The sequence below is a fragment of the Streptomyces marianii genome, from assembly GCF_005795905.1.
In the GTDB taxonomy this organism is placed as follows: Bacteria; Actinomycetota; Actinomycetes; order Streptomycetales; family Streptomycetaceae; genus Streptomyces; species Streptomyces marianii.
Genome location: NZ_VAWE01000001.1, coordinates 6,426,713 through 6,446,462, shown reverse-complemented (window position 1 = coordinate 6,446,462; position 19,750 = coordinate 6,426,713). Strand labels below are relative to the sequence as shown.

General features: G+C 73.2%; 19 protein-coding genes and 1 riboswitch. Of the genes, 11 read left to right on the top strand and 8 right to left on the bottom strand.

Annotated features, from left to right (window positions below; translation table 11 throughout):
• Nucleotides 1-168 precede the first annotated feature (168 nt).
• The 5 genes from FEF34_RS29245 (at nt 169) to FEF34_RS29225 (ending at nt 7,103) form a co-directional block, all read left to right on the top strand.
• Nucleotides 169-1,116, top strand: coding sequence for an MASE1 domain-containing protein (locus tag FEF34_RS29245; protein ID WP_138055827.1), 948 nt, complete (start codon nt 169-171; stop codon nt 1,114-1,116).
• Nucleotides 1,117-1,195: 79 nt separating this feature from the next.
• Nucleotides 1,196-2,311 carry an ATP-binding cassette domain-containing protein gene (locus FEF34_RS44345; RefSeq protein WP_138055826.1) on the top strand — a complete coding sequence of 372 codons (1,116 nt, stop codon included), beginning with the start codon at nt 1,196-1,198 and terminating at the stop codon, nt 2,309-2,311.
• Nucleotides 2,283-4,370, top strand: coding sequence for a YhgE/Pip family protein (locus tag FEF34_RS29235; protein WP_138055825.1), 2,088 nt, complete (start codon nt 2,283-2,285; stop codon nt 4,368-4,370). The genes FEF34_RS44345 and FEF34_RS29235 overlap by 29 nt, the downstream gene beginning before the upstream one ends.
• A gap of 28 nt (nt 4,371-4,398) precedes the next feature.
• Entirely contained in the window at nt 4,399-5,007 is a 609-nt protein-coding gene (locus FEF34_RS29230) for a TetR/AcrR family transcriptional regulator (protein ID WP_138055824.1), read from the top strand.
• 569 nt (nt 5,008-5,576) lie between these two features.
• Complete coding sequence (locus FEF34_RS29225) at nt 5,577-7,103, top strand: phytoene desaturase family protein (RefSeq protein ID WP_234042607.1); 1,527 nt, start codon at nt 5,577-5,579, stop codon at nt 7,101-7,103.
• A 314-nt stretch (nt 7,104-7,417) separates the two neighbouring features.
• Here the strand turns inward: FEF34_RS29225 and FEF34_RS29220 are convergent, their stop codons facing one another.
• The 6 genes from FEF34_RS29220 to FEF34_RS29195 form a co-directional block, all read right to left on the bottom strand.
• Complete coding sequence (locus FEF34_RS29220; protein WP_138055823.1) at nt 7,418-8,326, bottom strand: hypothetical protein; 909 nt, start codon at nt 8,324-8,326, stop codon at nt 7,418-7,420.
• Between the two features lie 52 nt (nt 8,327-8,378).
• Nucleotides 8,379-9,296, bottom strand: coding sequence for a methylenetetrahydrofolate reductase [NAD(P)H] (gene metF, locus FEF34_RS29215; RefSeq protein ID WP_138055822.1), 918 nt, complete (start codon nt 9,294-9,296; stop codon nt 8,379-8,381).
• 76 nt (nt 9,297-9,372) lie between these two features.
• Nucleotides 9,373-10,023 carry a thiamine phosphate synthase gene (thiE, locus tag FEF34_RS29210; protein ID WP_138055821.1) on the bottom strand — a complete coding sequence of 217 codons (651 nt, stop codon included), beginning with the start codon at nt 10,021-10,023 and terminating at the stop codon, nt 9,373-9,375.
• 116 nt (nt 10,024-10,139) lie between these two features.
• A complete protein-coding gene (locus FEF34_RS29205) occupies nt 10,140-10,505 on the bottom strand; it encodes an Rv2175c family DNA-binding protein (RefSeq protein ID WP_138055820.1) in 366 nt (121 codons plus the stop codon).
• 169 nt (nt 10,506-10,674) lie between these two features.
• Nucleotides 10,675-11,859: an NAD(P)/FAD-dependent oxidoreductase gene (locus tag FEF34_RS29200; RefSeq protein WP_234043255.1), complete on the bottom strand. Its 1,185-nt coding sequence runs from the start codon at nt 11,857-11,859 to the stop codon at nt 10,675-10,677.
• 85 nt (nt 11,860-11,944) lie between these two features.
• Nucleotides 11,945-12,286, bottom strand: coding sequence for a hypothetical protein (locus FEF34_RS29195; RefSeq protein WP_138055818.1), 342 nt, complete (start codon nt 12,284-12,286; stop codon nt 11,945-11,947).
• Nucleotides 12,287-12,338: 52 nt separating this feature from the next.
• A riboswitch (TPP riboswitch) is annotated at nt 12,339-12,451 on the top strand.
• On the opposite strand from FEF34_RS29195, the gene thiO reads away from it, so the two are divergent.
• The 5 genes from thiO to FEF34_RS29170 all read left to right on the top strand — a co-directional run bounded on the left by thiO (nt 12,449) and on the right by FEF34_RS29170 (nt 17,540).
• A complete protein-coding gene (thiO, locus tag FEF34_RS29190) occupies nt 12,449-13,624 on the top strand; it encodes a glycine oxidase ThiO (RefSeq protein ID WP_138055817.1) in 1,176 nt (391 codons plus the stop codon). It overlaps the preceding riboswitch by 3 nt.
• Nucleotides 13,621-13,836: a sulfur carrier protein ThiS gene (gene thiS / locus FEF34_RS29185; RefSeq protein ID WP_138055816.1), complete on the top strand. Its 216-nt coding sequence runs from the start codon at nt 13,621-13,623 to the stop codon at nt 13,834-13,836. The genes thiO and thiS overlap by 4 nt, the downstream gene beginning before the upstream one ends.
• Before the next feature lie 5 nt (nt 13,837-13,841).
• Nucleotides 13,842-14,639, top strand: coding sequence for a thiazole synthase (locus FEF34_RS29180; protein WP_138055815.1), 798 nt, complete (start codon nt 13,842-13,844; stop codon nt 14,637-14,639).
• A gap of 112 nt (nt 14,640-14,751) precedes the next feature.
• Nucleotides 14,752-16,671, top strand: a complete 1,920-nt coding sequence (gene pknB, locus FEF34_RS29175) for a Stk1 family PASTA domain-containing Ser/Thr kinase (RefSeq protein WP_171053138.1) — start codon at nt 14,752-14,754, stop codon at nt 16,669-16,671.
• Nucleotides 16,672-16,676: 5 nt separating this feature from the next.
• Nucleotides 16,677-17,540, top strand: a complete 864-nt coding sequence (locus tag FEF34_RS29170; RefSeq protein ID WP_138055814.1) for a deoxyribonuclease IV — start codon at nt 16,677-16,679, stop codon at nt 17,538-17,540.
• 348 nt (nt 17,541-17,888) lie between these two features.
• Here the strand turns inward: FEF34_RS29170 and FEF34_RS29165 are convergent, their stop codons facing one another.
• Nucleotides 17,889-18,521 (bottom strand): sulfite oxidase-like oxidoreductase, encoded by a 633-nt coding sequence (locus FEF34_RS29165; RefSeq protein WP_138055813.1) that lies wholly within the window; start codon nt 18,519-18,521, stop codon nt 17,889-17,891.
• Nucleotides 18,522-18,677: 156 nt separating this feature from the next.
• On the opposite strand from FEF34_RS29165, the gene bfr reads away from it, so the two are divergent.
• Nucleotides 18,678-19,157 (top strand): bacterioferritin, encoded by a 480-nt coding sequence (gene bfr, locus FEF34_RS29160; protein ID WP_138055812.1) that lies wholly within the window; start codon nt 18,678-18,680, stop codon nt 19,155-19,157.
• Nucleotides 19,158-19,411: 254 nt separating this feature from the next.
• Here the strand turns inward: bfr and FEF34_RS29155 are convergent, their stop codons facing one another.
• A complete protein-coding gene (locus FEF34_RS29155; protein WP_234042606.1) occupies nt 19,412-19,693 on the bottom strand; it encodes a (2Fe-2S)-binding protein in 282 nt (93 codons plus the stop codon).
• Nucleotides 19,694-19,750 lie beyond the last annotated feature (57 nt).

Below are 19,750 nucleotides of genomic sequence, written 5' to 3'. Positions count from 1 at the left end.
CCGGCCAGCGGGACGACGCCGCGGTGCTCGTGGCCCGCTACGACCGGCCTGCGGCCCCGAACACCGGACCGGTCCGGGACGGCCACCCCGCCGGGCCCGCGGCCCCGCTCCGCTCGGCTCCGGGACGGCCGACTCGCCTCCGCGGCACCGGCGAAGGACACTGCTGTCGTGCGCAATGAGGAGATCCGGCGTTACGCCTCGTCGGCGCTGCGGATCCTCGCTGTGGCCGCCGTCTACTACGGCTCCGCCAGGCTCGGGCTGCTACAGCAGCTGGTGCGCGGCCAGGTCACCCCGCTGTGGCCGCCGACGGGCGTGGCGCTCGCCGCGCTGCTGTTCTTCGGACCGCGGGTCTGGCCCGGCATCGCGCTCGGGGCCTTCCTGGTCAACTTCTCCATCGGCCCGACCGCCTTCGCGGTGCTGGCCATCGTCGCCGGAAACACCGCCGCGCCGGTCTGCGCCTACCTGATGCTGCGCCGCGCGGGGTTCCGGCAGGAACTGGACCGGCTCCGGGACGTGCTGGCACTCGTCTTCCTCGGGGCGCTGGGCGGGATGCTGGTCAGCTCGACCGTCGGCACCGCGACCCTCGTCCAGGCCGGGGCACTGGAGCCGGAAGGCTTCTGGCCCGCGTGGTCGGTGTGGTGGACGGGCGACGCGATGGGCGTGCTGGTGGTCACTCCGTTCCTGCTCGTACTGCGCCGGGCGCGGTGGCCGGTCCCCGCCGGACCGGCACGCTGGGCGGAGGCGACGGCGCTCGGGCTCTGCACGCTGGGAGTGACACTGCTGGCGACCTCGACGCGCAACTCGTCGCTGCTGTTCCTGGTCTCCCCCTGCCTGATCTGGGCGGCCTTCCGGTTCCAGCTTGCGGGGGCCGCACCATGCGCGCTGCTGGTGTCGACGCTCGCGATCACGGCCGCGGCCGGGCAGCTCGGGCCGTTCGCCGGACGGGACCTGTTCGCGAACATGGTCACGCTGCAGGCCTTCAACGGGGTCACGGCACTGACGGCGCTGCTGATGGCGGCCGTGATCACTGAGCGCAACCAGACCCACGAGGAGATCAGACGCGTCTGCGCCCGGCTGGCCGAGATCGTGGCGGGAATCGAACCGCGCGACCGCTGAACCCTCCCCCCGTTTTGCTTCGTTCCCGGGTACGGAGTAAGTTTTGCACTGACCAGTCAGTTCAAAAGGGGGAGGCCGCGTGGACAGCCCACACGGGGCAGCCGTACGAGCCGAGGGCTTCGGCCTCAAGGGGCCGCGCGGCTGGGCGTTCCGGAAGGTGGACGTCGAGGCCGGCCCGGGCTCGCTCATCGCGATCGAGGGCCCGTCGGGCTCGGGCCGCACCTGTCTGCTGCTCGCGCTCACCGGACGCATGAAGGCGGCGGACGGGTACGCGGAGGTGGGCGGGCTGCGGCTGCCGCGCAAGATGGCGGCCGTCCGGCGGATCAGCGCGCTGGGGCCGGTCCCGGGGGTGAGCGATCTCGACCCGGCGCTCACCGTGGCCGAGCACCTGCGGGAGCGGGCGTTGATGCAGCGGCGGTTCGACGGAGGGCTCCGGGCGCTGCTGAGGCCGTCGGGGGAACGGGCCGCGGCGGCCCGGGCGCGGATCGATGAGGCCCTGGGCCGCGTCGGGCTCGACGTGGACGCCCTGCCGAAGGCGGAGCGCACGGCGGTGCGGGATCTCGAACGGCTGGAGGCCCTCCGCCTCTCCGTGGCCCTCAGCCTGATCGGCCGTCCGCGGCTGCTGGCCGTCGACGACGCCGACCTCAAGCTCTCCGAGGCGGACCGGGCGGAGGCGTGGGACCTCCTGCGCGGCATCACCGCCGGGGGCACGACCGTGCTCGCGGTCTGCAGTGAGGCGCCTCGGGACGCGGTCGTGGTCCGTACCGGCGCGGGGGCGCCGCACCCGGCCGCTGCGGACGAGCCGGGCGGCGGTACGGCGGACCGTACGCCCGACGCGCCCGCCGCGAAGAGCGGTAACGGCGCCGAGCACGGGGGCAGCGCCGAGGCCGCGGATGCCGCGGGCGCACCGAAGCCCCCTGCGGCCGGGGGCGGAAACCCGCGGGAGGCCGCCAGCGGGACCGCCGGGGTGACGGACTCCGGCGCGGAGCCGGCCGCGTCGGCGAAGGACGCGGGGGACGCCGGCATCGGACCCGGCACCGCGGCAGGTACGGACGCGGACGCGGACAAGGTCACCGCAGCGGATTCCGCCGACCGCACCCGCGCGCACGACGGCGGGACCGGCGCCACGCACCGGACCACGCACGACACCGAGGAGGGGGCGGCCGATGCGCTCGCCGAAACTGGCCGCGCTTGAGCTGAAGCGGTTCGGCAGGGGCAGGCTGCCGCGCGCCGCGCTCGTGGCGATACTGCTGCTTCCGCTGCTCTACGGCGCCCTGTACCTGTGGTCGTTCTGGGACCCGTACAGCCGCCTCGACAAGATCCCCGTGGCGCTCGTCAACGACGACAAGGGCGCGACCGCCGCCGGGAAGAAGATCGCCGCGGGCGACGAGATCACTGAGGGCCTGCGCGAGAGCGATGTCTTCGACTGGCACGAGGTGGGCGCCCGGGACGCCCGCGAGGGCGTCGAGAACGGTACGTACTACCTGTCCCTGACCATGCCCGCCGACTTCAGCGAGCGCATCGCCTCCGCCTCCGGCGACGCCCCGGAGACCGGGGCGCTGGAGGTGCGGACGAACGACGCGAACAACTACATCGTCGGGCAGATATCCCGCACGGTCTTCGCCGAGGTGCGCAAGTCCGCGTCCAAGAACGCCTCCCGCTCCTTCCTCGACAAGATCTTCATCTCGTTCTCCGACATCCACGACGCGACCGAGAAGGCCGCGAAGGGCGCCGACAAACTCAAGGGCGGCATCGGCAAGGCGAAGGAGGGCTCCAAGGAACTCGCCGACGGCCTGAAGGACGCCAAGGACGGCAGCGGGAAACTCGCGGGCGGCATCACCCGCCTCGACGACGGCGCCGAGAAGCTGGAGAAGGGCGCCCGCGAGGTCGCCGCCGGCACCCAGCGGCTGGCCGACAAGGTCAACGGCATCGCGGCCGACGTCCGGCCCTACATCAAGGACAAGGGCGCCACGATCGGCGAGCACGCGCGGTTCGTGGAGAACGGCGCCCGCGCCGCCCGCAGCCATCTCGACCTCCTCGTGACGACCGCCCCCGCCGCCGCGACCAAGGCGCACGACGCCGCCGACAAGGCGGCCGCTCTGCACAAGTCCCGCTGCGAGGACGCCGTTCTGCCCGACCCCGCAGTCTGCTCCGTGCTGGAGAAGGCCGAGACCGCGACGGCCGACTCCGCCGCGGTCGCCGACGACGTCGTCAAGCTCGTGCGGGACAACAGCGGCGAACTCGAGCAGCTCGACGCCCGGCTCGCCGCGATCCAGAAGATGGCCAAGGATCTCGCCGACCGCTCCCCCACCCTCGAGGACGACGTCGAGAAGGCCGTCGCGGACGTCAACCGGCTGAACTCCGGAGCGCGCAAGGTCGCCAAGGGCGCCGGCGACCTCCACGAGGGCCTGGGCAGCGCGCGCACCGGGTCCACCGACCTCGACACCGGCGTGGGCAGGCTCAAGAGCGGTGCGCACGACCTCGACGGCGGCATGTTCAAGCTCGTCGACGGCTCGGGCGAGCTGGCCGGCGGGCTGAACGACGGCGTCGGCAAGATCCCCGACTACGACAAGCAGGAGCGCGACCTGCGCACGGACGTGATGGCCGACCCGGTCCAGCTCGCGTCCCAGTCCCTGCACAAGGCGGACAACTACGGCACGGGCTTCGCCCCGTACTTCATCCCGCTCTCCCTCTGGGTGGGCGCCATGGTGGCGTACATGCTGATCCAGCCGCTCAACCGGCGCGCCCTCGCCGCAGGCGCCTCGGCCTGGCGGATCGCCGTCGCCGGCTGGCTGCCGGTCGCCGCGATCGGACTGCTCCAGGTCGGCGCGCTGATGGCCGTGCTCCACTGGGGACTGGGGCTGGAGATGGCCCGCACCGCCGGGACGGTCGGCTTCCTCGCCCTGGTCGTGTGCTGCTTCGCCGCGATCATCCAGTGGCTCAACGCCCGCTTCGGCGCGGCGGGCCGGATCCTGGTGCTCGCTCTGCTGATGCTGCAGCTGACCTCGGCGGGCGGCACCTACCCCGTCCAGACGAGCCCGCCGTTCTTCAACGCCGTCCACCCCTTCCTGCCGATGACGTACGTGGTCGAGGCGCTGCGCCGGCTCATCACGGGCGGCGGCATCGGGCCGGTGTGGCAGGCCGTGGCCGTCCTCGTGGCGTTCACCGCCGGGGCCCTCGCCCTCACCGCCCTGTCGGCACGTCGCAAGCAGGTGTGGACGTTCGACCGTCTTCACCCCGAGCTGAGCCTGTGAGACGGGTGGACCTGTGAGAATCGGCACCATGAACAGCAGCAGCACCCGGAGACAGGCCACCCGCGCCAAGCTCTACGAGGCGGCGGTGACCCTCATCGCCGAACAGGGCTTCTCCGCCACCACGGTCGACGAGATCGCCGAGCGGGCCGGCGTCGCCAAGGGCACGGTCTACTACAACTTCAAGAGCAAGGCCGAGCTCTTCGAGGAACTGCTGCGGTACGGGGTCGGCCTGCTGGCCTCCTCGCTGCAGGAGGCCGCCGACGAGGCGGAGCGGCGGGGCGGCACCAAGATCGAGGCCCTGGACGGGATGATCCGGGCCGGCCTGGTCTTCATCGACCGCTACCCGGCCTTCACCCAGCTGTACGTCGCCGAGCTGTGGCGCACCAACCGCGCCTGGCAGTCGACGCTGATGGTGGTCCGTCAGCAGGCGGTCGCCGTCGTCGAGACCGTCCTCAGGGAAGGGGTCGAGCGCGGCGAGCTGAGCGAGGAGATCGACATTCCGCTGACCTCGGCCGCGCTGGTCGGGATGGTGCTGGTGGCGGCGCTCGACTGGCAGGCGTTCCAGCGGGAGCGGTCGATCGACGACGTGCACTCGGCCCTCTCCCGTCTGCTCCACGGGCGGGTCAGCGGCTGCTGACGCCTCCGTCCCCCGTGCCGTCACGGGCTCCCGGTGGGCCGTGACCGCACCGCCCGCCGAGGGCACCGAGAGCACGAACGACGAGTGCCGGTGGGGCGAAGCTCGATCCTCCGAGCTTCGCCCCACCGGCGTTTCCCCTTCGTTCCCCCGCTGCCCTGTACCGCTGTTCCCCCGGGTCCGGGCAACCCCCGCTCGCAGGTGCGCCGCGCCGTTCCGCCGCCCCGTGCCGGCGGTGCCGGCGCCGCGCCCCTCCGTGGCCTCCACTCTTCCGTCCGCGCCGGTCGGCCCCATCCGCGCGCCTACTCATCTCCCCCACTAGGTACGGATACTCAGAGGCCCGTGCTCACCCCCTCCCGCCCCGGGTGCGGGCTGGTCACGACCGCCTCCCCGTCCACCCGGTGGCGGCGATCGCCGCGGCGACGCCGCTCGTGCCGGGGCACGTGGCACCGGCCCTCCCCGCCCCGCGGATCCGCCTCTCCCACCCGGCGCCGGGAGGCACGGCGCGCGCCGCGGGCCTGCCGCGGCCACCGCCACGGTGACTGTCGAAGGCTGCCGATACAGTCCCTGGCATGGCACGGATTGTGGTGATCGGCGCCGGGATGGGCGCCATGGCGGCAGCCGCCCGGCTGGCCGTGGCGGGACACCGGGTGACGGTGTTCGAGCGGACGGACACGTACGGCGGCGGGGTGCGCCGGTTCGAGCGCGCCGGCTTCGCCTTCGACACCGGGCCCGGCCTGCTCCATCTGCCCGCCGTCTGGCGGGACTTCTTCGTGAAGACCGGCAAGGAGCCGCTGGAGAAGTGCGTGGAGCTGGTCCAGGTGGACCCGGCGAGCCGTCATGTCTTCGCGGACGGCACGGCCGTGACCCTGCCGAACGCCTCGCGTGCGGGTGTCGTCGCTGCGCTGGACGGAGCTCTCGGCACCGGAGCCGGCGAACGCTGGGGCGAGTTCCTGGGGCGTGCGCGGGACGCCTGGGACCGTTCGCGGCGCCCGCTGCTGGAGGAGCCGCTGCCCCCGGAGACCTCCCGCTTCGCCCGGGACCCGTACCCGGCGCTCAAGGGCGGCCTGTTGCGGCGCCCGGCGCGCACCCTGGCCGAGGTGGGCCGGCGTGAGCTACGGGACCCGCGGCTGGCGGCGCTGCTGGAGAGCCACGCCCTGGCGTACGGCTTCGACCCCGCCACCGCGCCCGCGTCCGCCGCCGTCCTGCCCTACATGGAGCAGACCTTCGGCAGTTGGTACGTGCGGGGCGGGATGCGGGCACTCGCGGACGCGGTCCACGAGCGGTGCCTGGCACGGGGGGTGGAGTTCGTCCTCGGCACCGAGGTGACGGAGATACGGATCGAGGACGGCCGGGCGGTCGGCGTGGAGCTGGCGGACGGCAGCACGGCCGAGGCCGACCATGTGGTCACGGGCGCACCCGTGCCCGCGCTGTACCGGGACCGGGTCCTGCCGTGGGCCTCCCCGGACGAGTGGCCGCACCACCAGTCGGCGGTGCGGACCGGGCGGGTCACCGTCTGCCTGGCACTGCGCGGCGCCCGGGCGGCTGACGCGGCGCACCGGACGGTGGTGCACTCGCCCGACCGGGCCGGGGAGTCGGCGGCGCTGTCCGCGGGGCGGCTGTGCGACCGCCCGACGGTCGTGGTGCTGCGACCCGACGACGAGCGGCTGCGGCCCGGCGGCCACGAGGCGGTCACGGTGACCGCGACCGTTCCCGCCGGGACCGGCGACCGGATGTCGGACCCCTCGTGGGGCGAGCACGTGACGGACGGGGACGCCACGGGCGTGGAGGCGTTCGCGGACCGGATGACGGCCGCCGCGGAGGCGGCCGTTCCCGGTCTGCGGGAGCGGCTTCTGTGGCGCGAGGTGCGCACACCCGCCGACACCTTCCGGGAGACGGGCACGCCCCGGGTGCCCGGACCGGCACTGGCCGGAGCGGGCGGGGCACTGCTGCCCGCGGCGAACGTCTCACCGGTGCCCGGGGTGTACTTCGCGGGCGGCTGGTCGCATCCCGGCGGCGGACTCGCGCACAGCGGCATGTCGGGCGCGCTGGTGACCGGCCTCATCGTGGAGGGCGCGGACTTCCGCGGTTCGCAGTGACCTGGTCCGGGGCCCTTCCGGCGGCGGAGGGCCTCGCTCTCCGGGGCGACCGGGCGTCGAAGGCCCCGCTGTGCGGCTCCGTATCGCGGCGCCCCGGCCGGGTGACGGTCTGGAACGTGCGCCACTCCCGCCCCGGGCGGTCCAACCGCGACGGAGCGCTCGGAGGACGGGGCGCGGACGGTACCCCTCCGGCGCCCGGGACGCACGAGCCGGGTACCGCGTCCCGGGATCCAAGAGCCCGGGGCCGCGTCCCGGATTCCAGGCGCCCGGCTCCACGCGCCGATGGGCCGCCGGGACGCGGGGGAGCACTGCGATTAGTCCCGGTAGCGGTAGGTCTGGCCGTTGGGGTCGCTCTGGTAGCCCTGGTCGTAGCCGTACTGCGAGGGCTGCTCCGCCGGCGGCGGCGCCTGGTCCCCGTCGCGCTGGGGCGGCACCCACACACCGCCCGGCGGCGTCTCGTTGTAGCCCTGCGACGCGTACGGGTCGGCGTACTGCTGCTGGCCGCCGTAGCTCTCGTACGAGCCGGAGCCCTGCGCCGCGCCTGCGTACGGGTCGGGCCAGGCGGCGTACGGCTGCTGCCCCCCGCCGGTGCCGTAGTCGTACGACCCCGCGTACGCGTCATGGGCCCCCGCCGGCTGCTGGTAGTCGTGGCCCTGGGAGTAGGCGTCGGCGTAGCCGGTGGAGTAGCCGTCGTAGTGGGCGTCGCCGCCGGCCTGGGTGTGGTTCGCCGTGTGGGCCGCGTCGGAGTAGACGGCGTACTGCCCGGTGTCCTCCGGGAGCGGCTGCGGCTCGTAGACGGCCGTGGTCTCGGCGGACGGGGACCCGTCCGGGTCGGGGCCGGACGGACGGGGACGACCGGAGTCGTCGTAGGAGTCGTCGTAGGAGTCCTCGTAGTCGATGCCCGTCACCTCCAGCACGGGGTCACGGTCGACGGGGGCGGAGGACCTCCGGCGGCGGCTGGAGCCCGGGCTGCCGCCCAGCGCCCAGCCGGTGGAGAAGCCGCGCCGGAAGGAGAGCGTGACGTACGTCTGGCCGACCGCGAAGGCCGCCGCGCCCACGCCGATCACGATGACGTTCGGCATCAGCGCACCGACGACCACGCCCAGGAAGCCGACGAAGGCGACCAGCCGCCAGCGCAGCCGCGCCTTGTACTGCAGCAGCACCTCGCCGAGCAGCCACAGCGCGACAATGCCGAACGCGATGTAGAGCACCGTCCAGCCCATGCCCGCCCCTCTCCTGCGGCCTCCCGCCCGGGGTTGCGACGGGTGCGGCCGTTCACGACTGCTGGTGCAGTCCGAGATTCTCGTAGATTTCGAGCGTCGCCGTGGAGTTGTTGAGTGTGATGAAGTGCAGCCCGGGGACGCCCTCCGAGAGCAGCCGTGCGCAGAACTCCGTCGCGAACTCGATACCGATGGAGCGTACAGCGGCGGGGTCGTCCGCGACGGCGCGGATCCTCTGTTCGAGTTCGGCGGGGAACAACGCGTTGCTGAGCTGGGCGAACCGTTCGATCTGCCGCACGCTGGTGACGGGCATGATCTCGGGGATGATCGGGGTCTCGCAGCCCGCCTCCGCGACGCTGTCGCGCAGCCGCAGATAGTCCTCGACGCGGAAGAACATCTGAGTGATCGCATAGTCCGCACCGGCGCGGCACTTGTCCACGAAGTGCCCGATGTCCGTCTGCCACTCGCTGGAGCGGGGGTGCATCTCGGGGAAGGCCGCGACGCCGACGCAGAAGTCGCCCGACTCCTTGATCAGCCGGACGAGCTCCGCCGCGTACCGCACACCGTCCGGATGCTCGACCCACTCGCCCATCGGGTCGCCGGGCGGGTCGCCGCGGACGGCCAGGATGTTCCTGATCCCGGCGTCCGCGTACTGGCCGATCATGTTGCGCAGCTCCGCGACGGAGTGGTTGACCGCGGTGAGGTGCGCGACCGGGGTGAGCGTGGTGTCGGCGGCGATCTGCTGGGTGGCCTTGACCGTGCCCGCGCGGGTGGATCCCCCGGCACCGTAGGTCACCGAGACGAAGCTGGGCTGTACCGCCTCGACACGCCGCAGCGCGTTCCAGAGGTTCCGCTCGCCCTTCTCCGTCTTGGGCGCCCAGAACTCGAAGGAGTACGAGGTCTTGTCGGTGGCGAGCAGCTCGCGCACGGTGCGTGCGCGATCCGTCCGGGTGGAAGCTGTGCCGAGGGCCATAGTCGCAGGTTATCCACGGGGCAGCGGTCGCCCAACCGGATTCCACCCATCGGACACGGATCGCTCATGAAACGGCCTACTGCGCGTGGGCCCGTATCCGCTCGGCGAGACGGGCGGCGGCCTCGGCGGGGTCGGCGGCCTCCGTGACCGCCCGGACGACGACGACCCGGCGGGCACCCGCCTCCAGCACCTCGTCGAGGTTGCCGGCGTCGATCCCGCCGATCGCGAACCAGGGGCGGTCCTGGCCTAGCGAGGCCGTGTACCGCACCAGGTCGAGGCCGGGGGCCGGCCGGCCGGGCTTGGTGGGTGTGGGCCAGCAGGGGCCGGTGCAGAAGTAGTCGACACCGGGCTCGGCGACCGCCGCGTCGACCTCCTCCCGGGCGTGTGTGGAGCGCCCGATCAGCACCTCGGTGCCGAGGATCGCCCGTGCCGCGGACACGGGCAGGTCACCCTGGCCGAGGTGCAGCACGTCCGAGCCGGCGGCGTGGGCGACATCGGCCCGGTCGTTGACCGCGAGCAGCTTCCCGTGGCGGCGGCAGGCGTCGGCGAACACGGCGAGGTGCTCCAGCTCCTCGCCGGCCTCCATGCCCTTGTCACGGAGTTGCACGATGTCCACCCCGGAGGAGAGGACGGCGTCCAGGAACTGCGGCAGGTCGCCCTGGCGCCTGCGGGAGTCCGTGCAGAGGTAGAGCCGGGCGTCGGACAGCGCCGCTCGGGACGTGGACATGGGTGGTACCCCCCGGGTGGGTCGGCGTTGCGCGCACCGGGTGCCGGCGGTCCGGGCCGGTGCGCGCAACGCATCCAGATCGTGTGGCGGAACGCGGCGACGCGCTCAGGACGTCGTCAGACGGCGAGCGCCTGGGCCCGGCGCTTCACCTCCGTGCCGCGATTCTCGCTGAGCGCCTCCGCGGGGGTCCCCGGCAGGGTGGGGTCGGGAGTGAAGAGCCACTCCAGCATCTCTTCGTCGGTGAAGCCGTCGTCCTTCAGGAGCGTCAAGGTGCCGGAGAGGCCCTTGACCACCCTGCCGCCCTTGATGAAGGCGGCAGGGACCTGGAGCGTCCGGTTCTCACCGCGGCGCACGGCGATCAGCTGACCCTCCTTGACCAGCTGCCGTACGCGCGTCACCTCGACGTCGAGCTTTTCCGCGACGTCGGGCAGGTGGAGCCAGGCGGGGACGAGAGCATCGATCTTTGCGTCAATCTCGGTCACGGGACCAAGCGTGCCATCCCGGACCGACAGTCGGTAGCCGGGCCCGGTCCGGCTGCGGCCTTCAGAGGGACACGGGCCACCTGACCGCCGCCTCGGGAGTGCTTCGGGAGCCCTTGGAGTGGTCCCCTGCTCGGCCCTGGGCACGCCCGCCCGGAACGGCGGTCCGCGGTCACAGCACGGCGGCCTTCAGGGGGACGGCCGGGTCGGCGGCGCGCCCCGCGTCGACGTGGGCGCCGACCTCGATGAGCCTGCGCCCCTGGGCCAGGTCCCGGGGCCTGCCGACCGCCAGCAGGGCGACCAGAACCCCGTCCCTCAGCCACAGCACCGACCAGGAGGCACCCTCCGGGTCCCCCCGGCGCACGAGCGCGTCGGCCGCGCCGTGATGCCCGGCGTACTGCACGAACCGGCCGAACTGCTCCGACCAGAAGTACGGCACCGGGTCGTAGATCTCCCCCGGCTCGCTGCCCTCGCCCGTGTCCGCGCCGACGATGTTGGCCGCGACCGTACGGGGGCCCTGGAGCGCGTTGTCCCAGTGGTGGACGAGCATGCGCCGCCCGTAGCGGCCGGACGGGAAGGAGGCGCAGTCCCCGACCGCGTACACGTCGGGCAGCGAGGTGCGCAGCCGCTCGTCGGCGGTGACCGAGCCGTCGGGGCCCAGGCCGATGCCGGAACCGGCGAGCCAGTGGGTCGCCGGCCGGGCGCCGACGCCGACGACGACGGCGTCCGCGGGCAGCCGCCGGCCCCCTTCGAGGACCACGGCGCCCGGCTCGACGGCCGCGACCCGCGCACCGGTGAGCAGTTCGGCGCCGGCCTCGGCGTACCAGGTGGCCATCGGGGCGGCGACCTCGGCCGGCAGGGCTCCCGGCAGCGGCCGGTCGGCGGCCTCGACGACGGTGGCCTCGCAGCCCGCCTCGCGGGCGGCGGTGGCGAACTCGGCGCCGATCCAGCCCGCGCCGACGACCACGATGCGGTGGCGTCGCTCCAGCACCGGGCGGAGCCGCTCCGCGTCGTCGAGGGTGCGCAGCAGATGGACTCCCGGGACCCCCTCCGTGCCGGGGAGGGTGACCGGCTCCGCTCCGGTGGCGATGACGAGGACGCCGTACGGGACGGGCCCGGCGGGCGTGTCGAGCTCGTGCTCCTCGGGGCGCAGGCCCGTGACCTCGAGTCCCAGCCGGAGCTCGACGTCGAGCGCGTCGAAGTCGACGTCGAAGGCGGAGTCCTCGGCCTTCCCGAGCAGCACGGCCTTGGACAGCGGGGGCCGGTCGTAGGGCTGGTGCGGTTCGGCGCCGATGAGGCCGATACCGCCGGTGAAGCCCTGTTCGCGCAGGGCCACGGCGGTCTGCACACCGGCCATGCCCGCCCCGACGATGACGACTCGGCGGCTCGGCGCCGTCTGCTCGCTCTCACTCACCCGGCCACCCTAACCACCTGACAACACGTCAGGAGGGGAGCTGCTCCACGACGCTCGTGCCGCGCCCCTGCCGGGACTCCCACTCCCAGGTCTCCTCCAGCCGCACCCGCCCGTCGGGGAGGTCGACGACGGTGGACACGCAGTGCCCGGAGGAGGTCGCCCCGTCCTGCCCGAGCTGGACGTAGCGGAAGTCCAGCCGGTCCCCCTCGCGGGTACCGACGAGATGTCCGCGGACCACGTCGCCGCCGGTGTACTCGGCCCAGATCCGGCCGCCGTCCTCGTGGTACGTGAACCGGGTCCGGGTGCCGACCTGGCCGGGCGACTGGTCGGCGACCGGGGCGAGGACGAGTCCGTCGAGCGAACGGGCCACGGTGGCGGCTCCCTTACCGGGGGTCGGCGACGAGGGCTAGGCTGGCCACCGTACTGCTACTCGCGGGAGCCCGGAGCACCGGGCTGAGAGGGAGGCTGAGGCGGCCTCCGACCGTACGAACCTGATCCGGGTCATGCCGGCGAAGGGAGGGTCCGGACGCGCATGCATCCAGGACAATCACCAGGACACACCGCGGACGTCCTCGTCGTCGGGGGCGGCGTCATCGGCCTCGTCACCGCGTGGCGGGCGGCGCAGCGCGGACTGCGGACCGCGCTGGCCGACCCCGAACCGGGCGGCGGGGCGGCACAGGTCGCGGCGGGCATGCTGGCGGCCGTCACGGAGCTCCACTACGGCGAGGAGACGCTGCTCGGGCTGAACCTCTCCTCCGCGGACCGCTATCCGCGGTTCGTGGCGGAGCTCGAGGAGGCGAGCGGAGAGGACACCGGGTACCGCTCCTGCGGGACGCTCGCCGTGGCCCTCGACGCGGACGACCGGGCACATCTGCGCGAACTGCACGCGCTGCAGCGTCGCTTCGGGCTGGAGTCGGAGTGGCTCTCCGGGCGGGAGTGCCGGCGGCTGGAGCCCATGCTGGCGCCGGGAGTGCGCGGTGGGCTGAGGGTCGACGGCGACCACCAGATCGATCCCCGGCGGCTGGCCAGAGCGCTCGTGGTGGCCTGCGAACGGGCCGGCGTGGTGTTCCACCGGAGGTGGGCGGAGCGGCTGTCGGTGGTACGGGACCGGGCGGCCGGAGCCGTGCTGGCCGGCGGCGACGAGATCGCGGCCGACCGGGTCGTGCTGGCCGCGGGCAGTCTCAGCGGCCGGCTCCCGGGCGTGCCCGCGGAGGTGCTCCCCCCGGTGCGCCCGGTCAAGGGGCAGGTGCTGCGGCTGGCCGTGCCGCCCGCGTACGCCCCGTTCCTGTCGCGCACGGTCCGGGCCGTGGTGCGCGGCAGCCACGTCTATCTCGTACCGCGCGAGAACGGCGAGCTGGTCGTGGGCGCGACCAGCGAGGAACTCGGCTGGGACACCACGGTCACGGCGGGAGGCGTGTACCAGCTGCTGCGCGACGCGCACGAGTTGGTACCCGGCATCACCGAGCTTCCGCTGACCGAGACCCGGGCGGGACTGCGCCCCGGCTCACCGGACAACGCCCCGGTGCTGGGTCCCGCGGAGCTGCCCGGTCTGCTGCTCGCCACCGGCCACTACCGCAACGGCGTCCTGCTCACCCCCGTGACCGGCGACGTCATGGCGCACGCCCTGCTCACCGGTGAACTGCCCGACGAGGCCCGGGCCTTCACCCCACGCCGTTTCTCCCCCGTCCAGCAGGAGGTGTCCGCATGACCGGGTCCACGCACACCCTGTCCGTCAACGGGCAGCGGTGCGCCGTCGTGGCCGGCACCACGCTCGACGCGCTCGTGGCCACGCTCACCGTCGCGCCCTCCGGGGTTGCCGCAGCCGTCAACGAGAGCGTCGTCCCCCGTGGCGAGTGGCCGGGGACGCTGCTCGGCGAGGGCGATCGCATCGAGGTGCTCACCGCGGTGCAGGGAGGCTGACCGACATGGCCGACGACCGCTTCGTACTGGGCGGGACGGAGTTCTCGTCCCGGCTGATCATGGGGACGGGCGGGGCGCCCAGCCTCGACGTGCTGGAGCGCGCGCTGGTCGCCAGCGGCACGGAGCTGACCACGGTCGCGATGCGCCGCCTCGACCCGACCGTGCAGGGCTCGGTGCTGTCCGTGCTGGACCGCCTGGGCATCCAGGTGCTGCCGAACACCGCGGGCTGCTTCACGGCGGGCGAGGCCGTGCTGACCGCACGGCTCGCCCGGGAGGCGCTCGGGACGTCCTGGATCAAGCTGGAGGTGGTGGCGGACGAGCGGACTCTGCTGCCCGATCCGGTCGAGCTGCTCGACGCGGCGGAGGTGCTGGTGGACGACGGCTTCGTCGTGCTGCCCTACACCAACGACGACCCCGTGCTTGCGCGGAGGCTGGAGGACGTGGGCTGCGCCGCGATCATGCCGCTCGGTTCCCCCATCGGCTCCGGGCTCGGCATCCGCAACCCGCACAACTTCCAGCTGATCACCGAGCGGGCACGGGTCCCGGTGGTCCTGGACGCGGGCGCCGGCACGGCGTCGGACGCGGCGCTGGCGATGGAGCTGGGGTGCTCCGCGGTGATGCTGGCCTCCGCGGTCACCCGGGCGCAGGAACCGGTCGTGATGGCCGAGGCGATGCGGCACGCGGTCGAGGCGGGCCGGCTGGCCCACCGTGCGGGCCGTATCCCGCGCCGCCACTTCGCCGAGGCCTCGTCCCCCGTCGAGGGACGGGCGGCACTGGACCCGGAGCGCCCCGCCTTCGGGTGACGGCGGCCGGCCCCTCGGACGGCGCCCGTTCTTCGATGACGCACGTCACAGGTGCGCTGCAGCCCCGGCCGGGGGGCCGGGGCCGGGTGTCCGGGCTCGTAGACTCACCTGCGTGGATACGACCCTTCAGGACCCCCTGGTCGGGCAGGTGCTCGACGGCCGCTACCGCGTCGACGCACGTATCGCCGTCGGCGGGATGGCCACGGTCTACCGGGCCGTGGACACCCGGCTCGACCGGGTGCTCGCCCTCAAGGTGATGCACCCGGCGCTCGCGGCGGACGCCTCGTTCGTCGAGCGGTTCATCCGCGAGGCGAAGTCCGTGGCCCGGCTGTCCCACCCCAACGTCGTCGGCGTGTACGACCAGGGTGCCGAGGGCGCGTACGTCTATCTGGCCATGGAGTACGTCGCCGGGTGCACGCTCCGCGACGTGCTGCGGGAGCGGGGCGCGCTCCGCCCGCGGGCGGCCCTCGACATCCTGGAGCCCGTGCTGGCCGCGCTGGGCGCCGCGCACCGGGCCGGGTTCGTCCACCGGGACATGAAGCCCGAGAACGTCCTGATCGGGGACGACGGGCGGGTCAAGGTCGCCGACTTCGGCCTGGTCCGGGCTGTGGGCTCCGTGACCAGCACCACGGGATCGCTGCTCGGGACCGTCTCCTACCTCGCGCCGGAGCAGATCGAGTCCGGCACGGCGGACACCCGCGCCGACGTGTACGCCTGCGGTGTCGTGCTCTACGAGATGCTCACCGGCGGCAAGCCGCACTCCGGCGACACCCCGGCCCAGGTGCTCTACCGGCACCTCAACGAGGACGTGCCACCGCCGTCGGCCGCCGTGCCCGGGCTCGCCCCGGAGCTGGACGGCCTGGTGGCCCTCGCCACCGCCCGGGATCCCGAGTCGCGTCCCGACGACGCCGTGGCCCTGCTCGGCCGGACCCGCGAGGCCCGTGCCGGACTCGGCGACGACCAGCTCGACGCCGTACCGCCGCAGGCCAGGACGCCGGGCGAGGAGTCCGCCGGCTCAGAGGACCGGACGAGCGTGATCGCGCGGCCGCTGCCCACCGGCGAGGCCGTCGACCGGACGAGCCGGCTGGACATGCCGCCCGCCGGTTCCCCGCCGTCCCGTCCGGGGGGCCGACGGCTGCCGGCGGGACGCCGGGGGGTGCTCGCCGCCGTCGTCGCCGTACTGCTGGTCCTCGGGGCCGGGGCGGGCGTCTGGTACATCAATTCCGGCCAGTTCACCCGCGTACCCACCGTCCTCGGCCAGACCGAGGCCGCGGCGAAGCAGCGGCTGTCCGCCGCGGGTCTGGACGTCGAAGCCGTCAGGAGGGACTTCAGCGACGCCTACGACCGGGGCACCGTCATGGACGTGAGCCCCGACCCCGGGCAGCGCATCCGCCACAACGGCTCGGTCACGCTCGTCGTCTCGCGCGGCCCCGAGATCGTCAAGGTTCCGGAGCTCGAGGGACTGAAGCTCACCGACGCCAGAAGCACCCTTCGCAAGGCCGGTCTCGCCCCGGGCGTGGTCACCAGGGAGTTCAGCGAAGAGGCCGCCCAGGGCACGGTGATCGCTTCCGACCCGGCCGCCGGCACCGAGCGCCGTCCGGACTCCGCGGTCGCGCTCGTCGTCAGCAAGGGCGCCCCGGTCGACGTCCCGGACGTCACCGGCGACTCCGTCGAGGACGCCACGAGCACCCTCGAGGACGCCGGGCTGAAGGTGAAGGTGGCGCCGGAGCAGGTCCACTCCCCCCAGGAGGCGGGGACCGTCGCCCGGCAGTCGCCCGCCGAGGGCGGACGGGCCGCCGGCGGCGACACCGTCACCCTCACGGTCTCCAAGGGACCGCGGATGGTCGAGGTCCCGGACGTCACCGGGGACTCGCTGGACGACGCCCGGCGCGCGCTCGAGGAGGCGGGCTTCGAGGTCAAGGTCGAGCGGACCTTCCCGTTCCTCGGCGACACCGTCGAGCGCCAGTCCGTAGAGGGCGGCGGGCAGGCCGCCGAGGGCAGCACGATCACGATCAAGACCAAGGGGCTCTAACGACCGTGCACAACCCCGTAGGCGCGCATGTGCCCGTGGCCGGCGGCCTGGCCAGGACAGGTCTGGCGTACGCCCGTGAGATCGAGGCCGAGGCCGTCCAGGTCTTCGTCGCCAATCCCCGCGGCTGGGCCACCCCGGTGGGGAACGCCGCGCAGGACGAACTGTTCCGCACCGGGAACGCCACCGCCGGCACGCCGGCGTTCGTGCACGCCCCGTATCTGATCAACTTCGGCTCCCACAGCGCGGTCACCGCCGAGCGGTCCGTGGAGTCGCTGCGCCACTCGCTGCGCCGCGGCCGGGACATCGGCGCGGCGGGTGTGGTGGTGCACACCGGCTCGGCGACCGGGGGCAGGACCCGGGAGGCTGCCCTCGCGCAGGTGCGGGAGCTGGTGCTGCCGCTGCTGGACGAGCTGACGCACGACGACGACCCGCTCCTGCTGCTGGAGCCGACGGCCGGGCAGGGCTTCTCGCTCTGCTCGCTGGTCGCCGACCTCGGTCCGTACTTCGAGGCCCTGGAGGCCCACCCCGGACTGGGCGTGTGCCTGGACACCTGCCACGCGTTCGCCGCAGGTCACGACCTGGCCGCTCCCGGCGGAGCCGGGCGGCTGCTGGATCTGCTGGTCGAGACGGTGGGCCCCGGCAGGCTGAGGCTGATCCACGCCAACGACTCCAAGGACGTCGTCGGAGCGCGCAAGGACCGCCACGAGAACATCGGTGCCGGCCACATCGGCGAGGAGGCGTTCGGCGAGCTGATGCGCCACCCCGCCGCGGAAGGCGTGCCGCTGATCATCGAGACACCGGGCGGCCGGCACGGCAAGGAGACGTACGCGGCGGACGTGGCCCTGCTGAAGAAGCTCCGCGACGCCTGAGCCCGGGACCCCGCGGCCGAGGTGCGCCGCTGGTCGACAGGTTGGAGATCAGACTAGTGCCGCGTCAGGCAGGGTTTGCCTGTCAAGGAGCGGCGTCCGGTGCACGGGGCCTCCCCCGGCCCTCGGGGCCGAGGGGGTGGGGTCTCCCCAGGCCCTCCCGGGCCGAGGGGGTGGGGTCTCCCCAGGCCCTCCGGGCCGAGGGGGTGGGGTCTCCCCAGGCCCTCCGGGCCGAGGGGAAGATCGCAAGGCGCCGGATCGACCTCGTAGTGGGCCTACTCGGTTGATCCGGCAACGCCGCGAGTCGCCGCGACGGGCGCCGCGACGGGGCGAACGTCGCCTGATGCGGCACTAGAACTCGGGCCCGTCGCCCGGCTCCTCCTGGTAGGAGTAGCGCTGCTCGCGCCATGGGTCGCCGATGTTGTGGTAACCCCGCTCCTCCCAGAAGCCCCTCCGGTCGGCCGTCATGTACTCCACACCGCGGACCCACTTGGGGCCCTTCCAGGCGTACAGATGCGGGACGATCAGCCGCAGGGGGAAGCCGTGCTCGGCGGTGAGCAGCTCGCCGTCCTTGTGGGTGGCGAAGATCGTGCGCTCGGAGAGGAAGTCGGAGAGACGCAGATTGGCGCTGAAGCCGTACTCGGCCCAGACCATGACATGGGTGACCGCCGGAGCCGGCGGGGCCAGCTCGACGATCGTCGATGCGGGCACTCCGCCCCATTCGGCTCCGAGCATGCTGAATTTCGTCACGCAGTGGAGGTCGGCGACGACCGTCGAGAACGGCAGCGCGGAGAACTCCTCGTGGTTCCAGCAGCGCTTGTCGCCGTCGGCGGTGGCGCCGAAGACCCGGAACTCCCAGCGGTCCGGCTTGAACTTGGGGACGGGCCCGTAGTGGGTGACCGGCCAGCCGCGCTGCAGCCGCTGTCCCGGAGGTAGCTCGGACTGTTCTGACGCCCGGTGTTCCCGGCTCTCCGGCTGACCCATGCCCTCAATGGTGACAGACCAGGAGGGGTGGTCATGACCAGGTCTGGGCCGATTCGGGCAACTCCGACTAAGGAGGCACTTACTGGACGACCTTCGATCACGGTGCGAGGATGCGCGCATCCTGCCCGAGTCACATGTGCGGAAGGAGCCTCTGCGATGCAGGGCGACCCCGAGGTCCTCGAGTTCCTCAACGAGCAGTTGACTGCCGAGCTGACCGCGATCAACCAGTACTTCCTGCACGCCAAGATGCAGGAGAACTTCGGCTGGACCAAGCTCGCCAAGTACACCCGGGCCGAGTCGTTCGACGAGATGAAGCACGCCGAGGTACTCACCGACCGCATCCTGTTCCTGGAGGGGCTGCCGAACTACCAGCGGCTGTTCCACGTACGGATCGGACAGACGGTCACCGAGATGTTCCAGGCGGACCGGCAGGTCGAGGTCGAGGCGATCGACCGGCTGCGGCGCGGCATCGAGGTCATGCGGGGGAAGGGCGACATCACGTCCGCGAACATCTTCGAGTCGATCCTGGCGGACGAGGAGCATCACATCGACTACCTCGACACCCAACTGGAACTGGTCGAGAAGCTCGGAGAGCCGCTCTACATCGCCCAGGTGATCGAGCAGCCGGAGTCCTAGGAACCGCCCGTCCGGACCGTTACGGGACGAGGCCGGGCCGTCGCTGCGGGCCCGGGGGCTAGTGCCGCACCAGGCGGCGTTCGCCCCGGCGCGGCGCCCGGCACGGCGACTCGCGGCGTTGCCGAATCAACCGATCAGGCCCACTGCGAGGTCGATCCGGCGCCTTGCGATCTTCCCCTCGGCCCGGAGGGCCCGGGGGGGACCCCATGCACCGGACGCCGCTCCTTGACGGGCAAACCCTGCCTGACGCGGCACTAGGCCGCTTGGCGCAGCCGGCCGGGCGGGAACGGCTCGGCAGCCACCCGGGTCGTACCCTCGGACAGTGCGGCAGCGCCGTTGCCCTGCTCCAGCAGTTCGCGGCGCGGGCAGGCGCCCCGGCCGAGGATGCCCTGGATACGGCGCACGCAGGAACCGCAGTCGGTGCCCGCCTTGGACACCGAGGCGATCTGGCGGGGGGTGCAGGCACCGGCCTCCGCGTGTTCCTTCACCTGCTTCTCCGTGATGCCGAAGCACGAGCAGACGTACACGCGGTTCACCTCCCGGCGGGATCGAGATCGACTGTGGCGCCCGTCCCGACTAATCGGTGAGGCTAA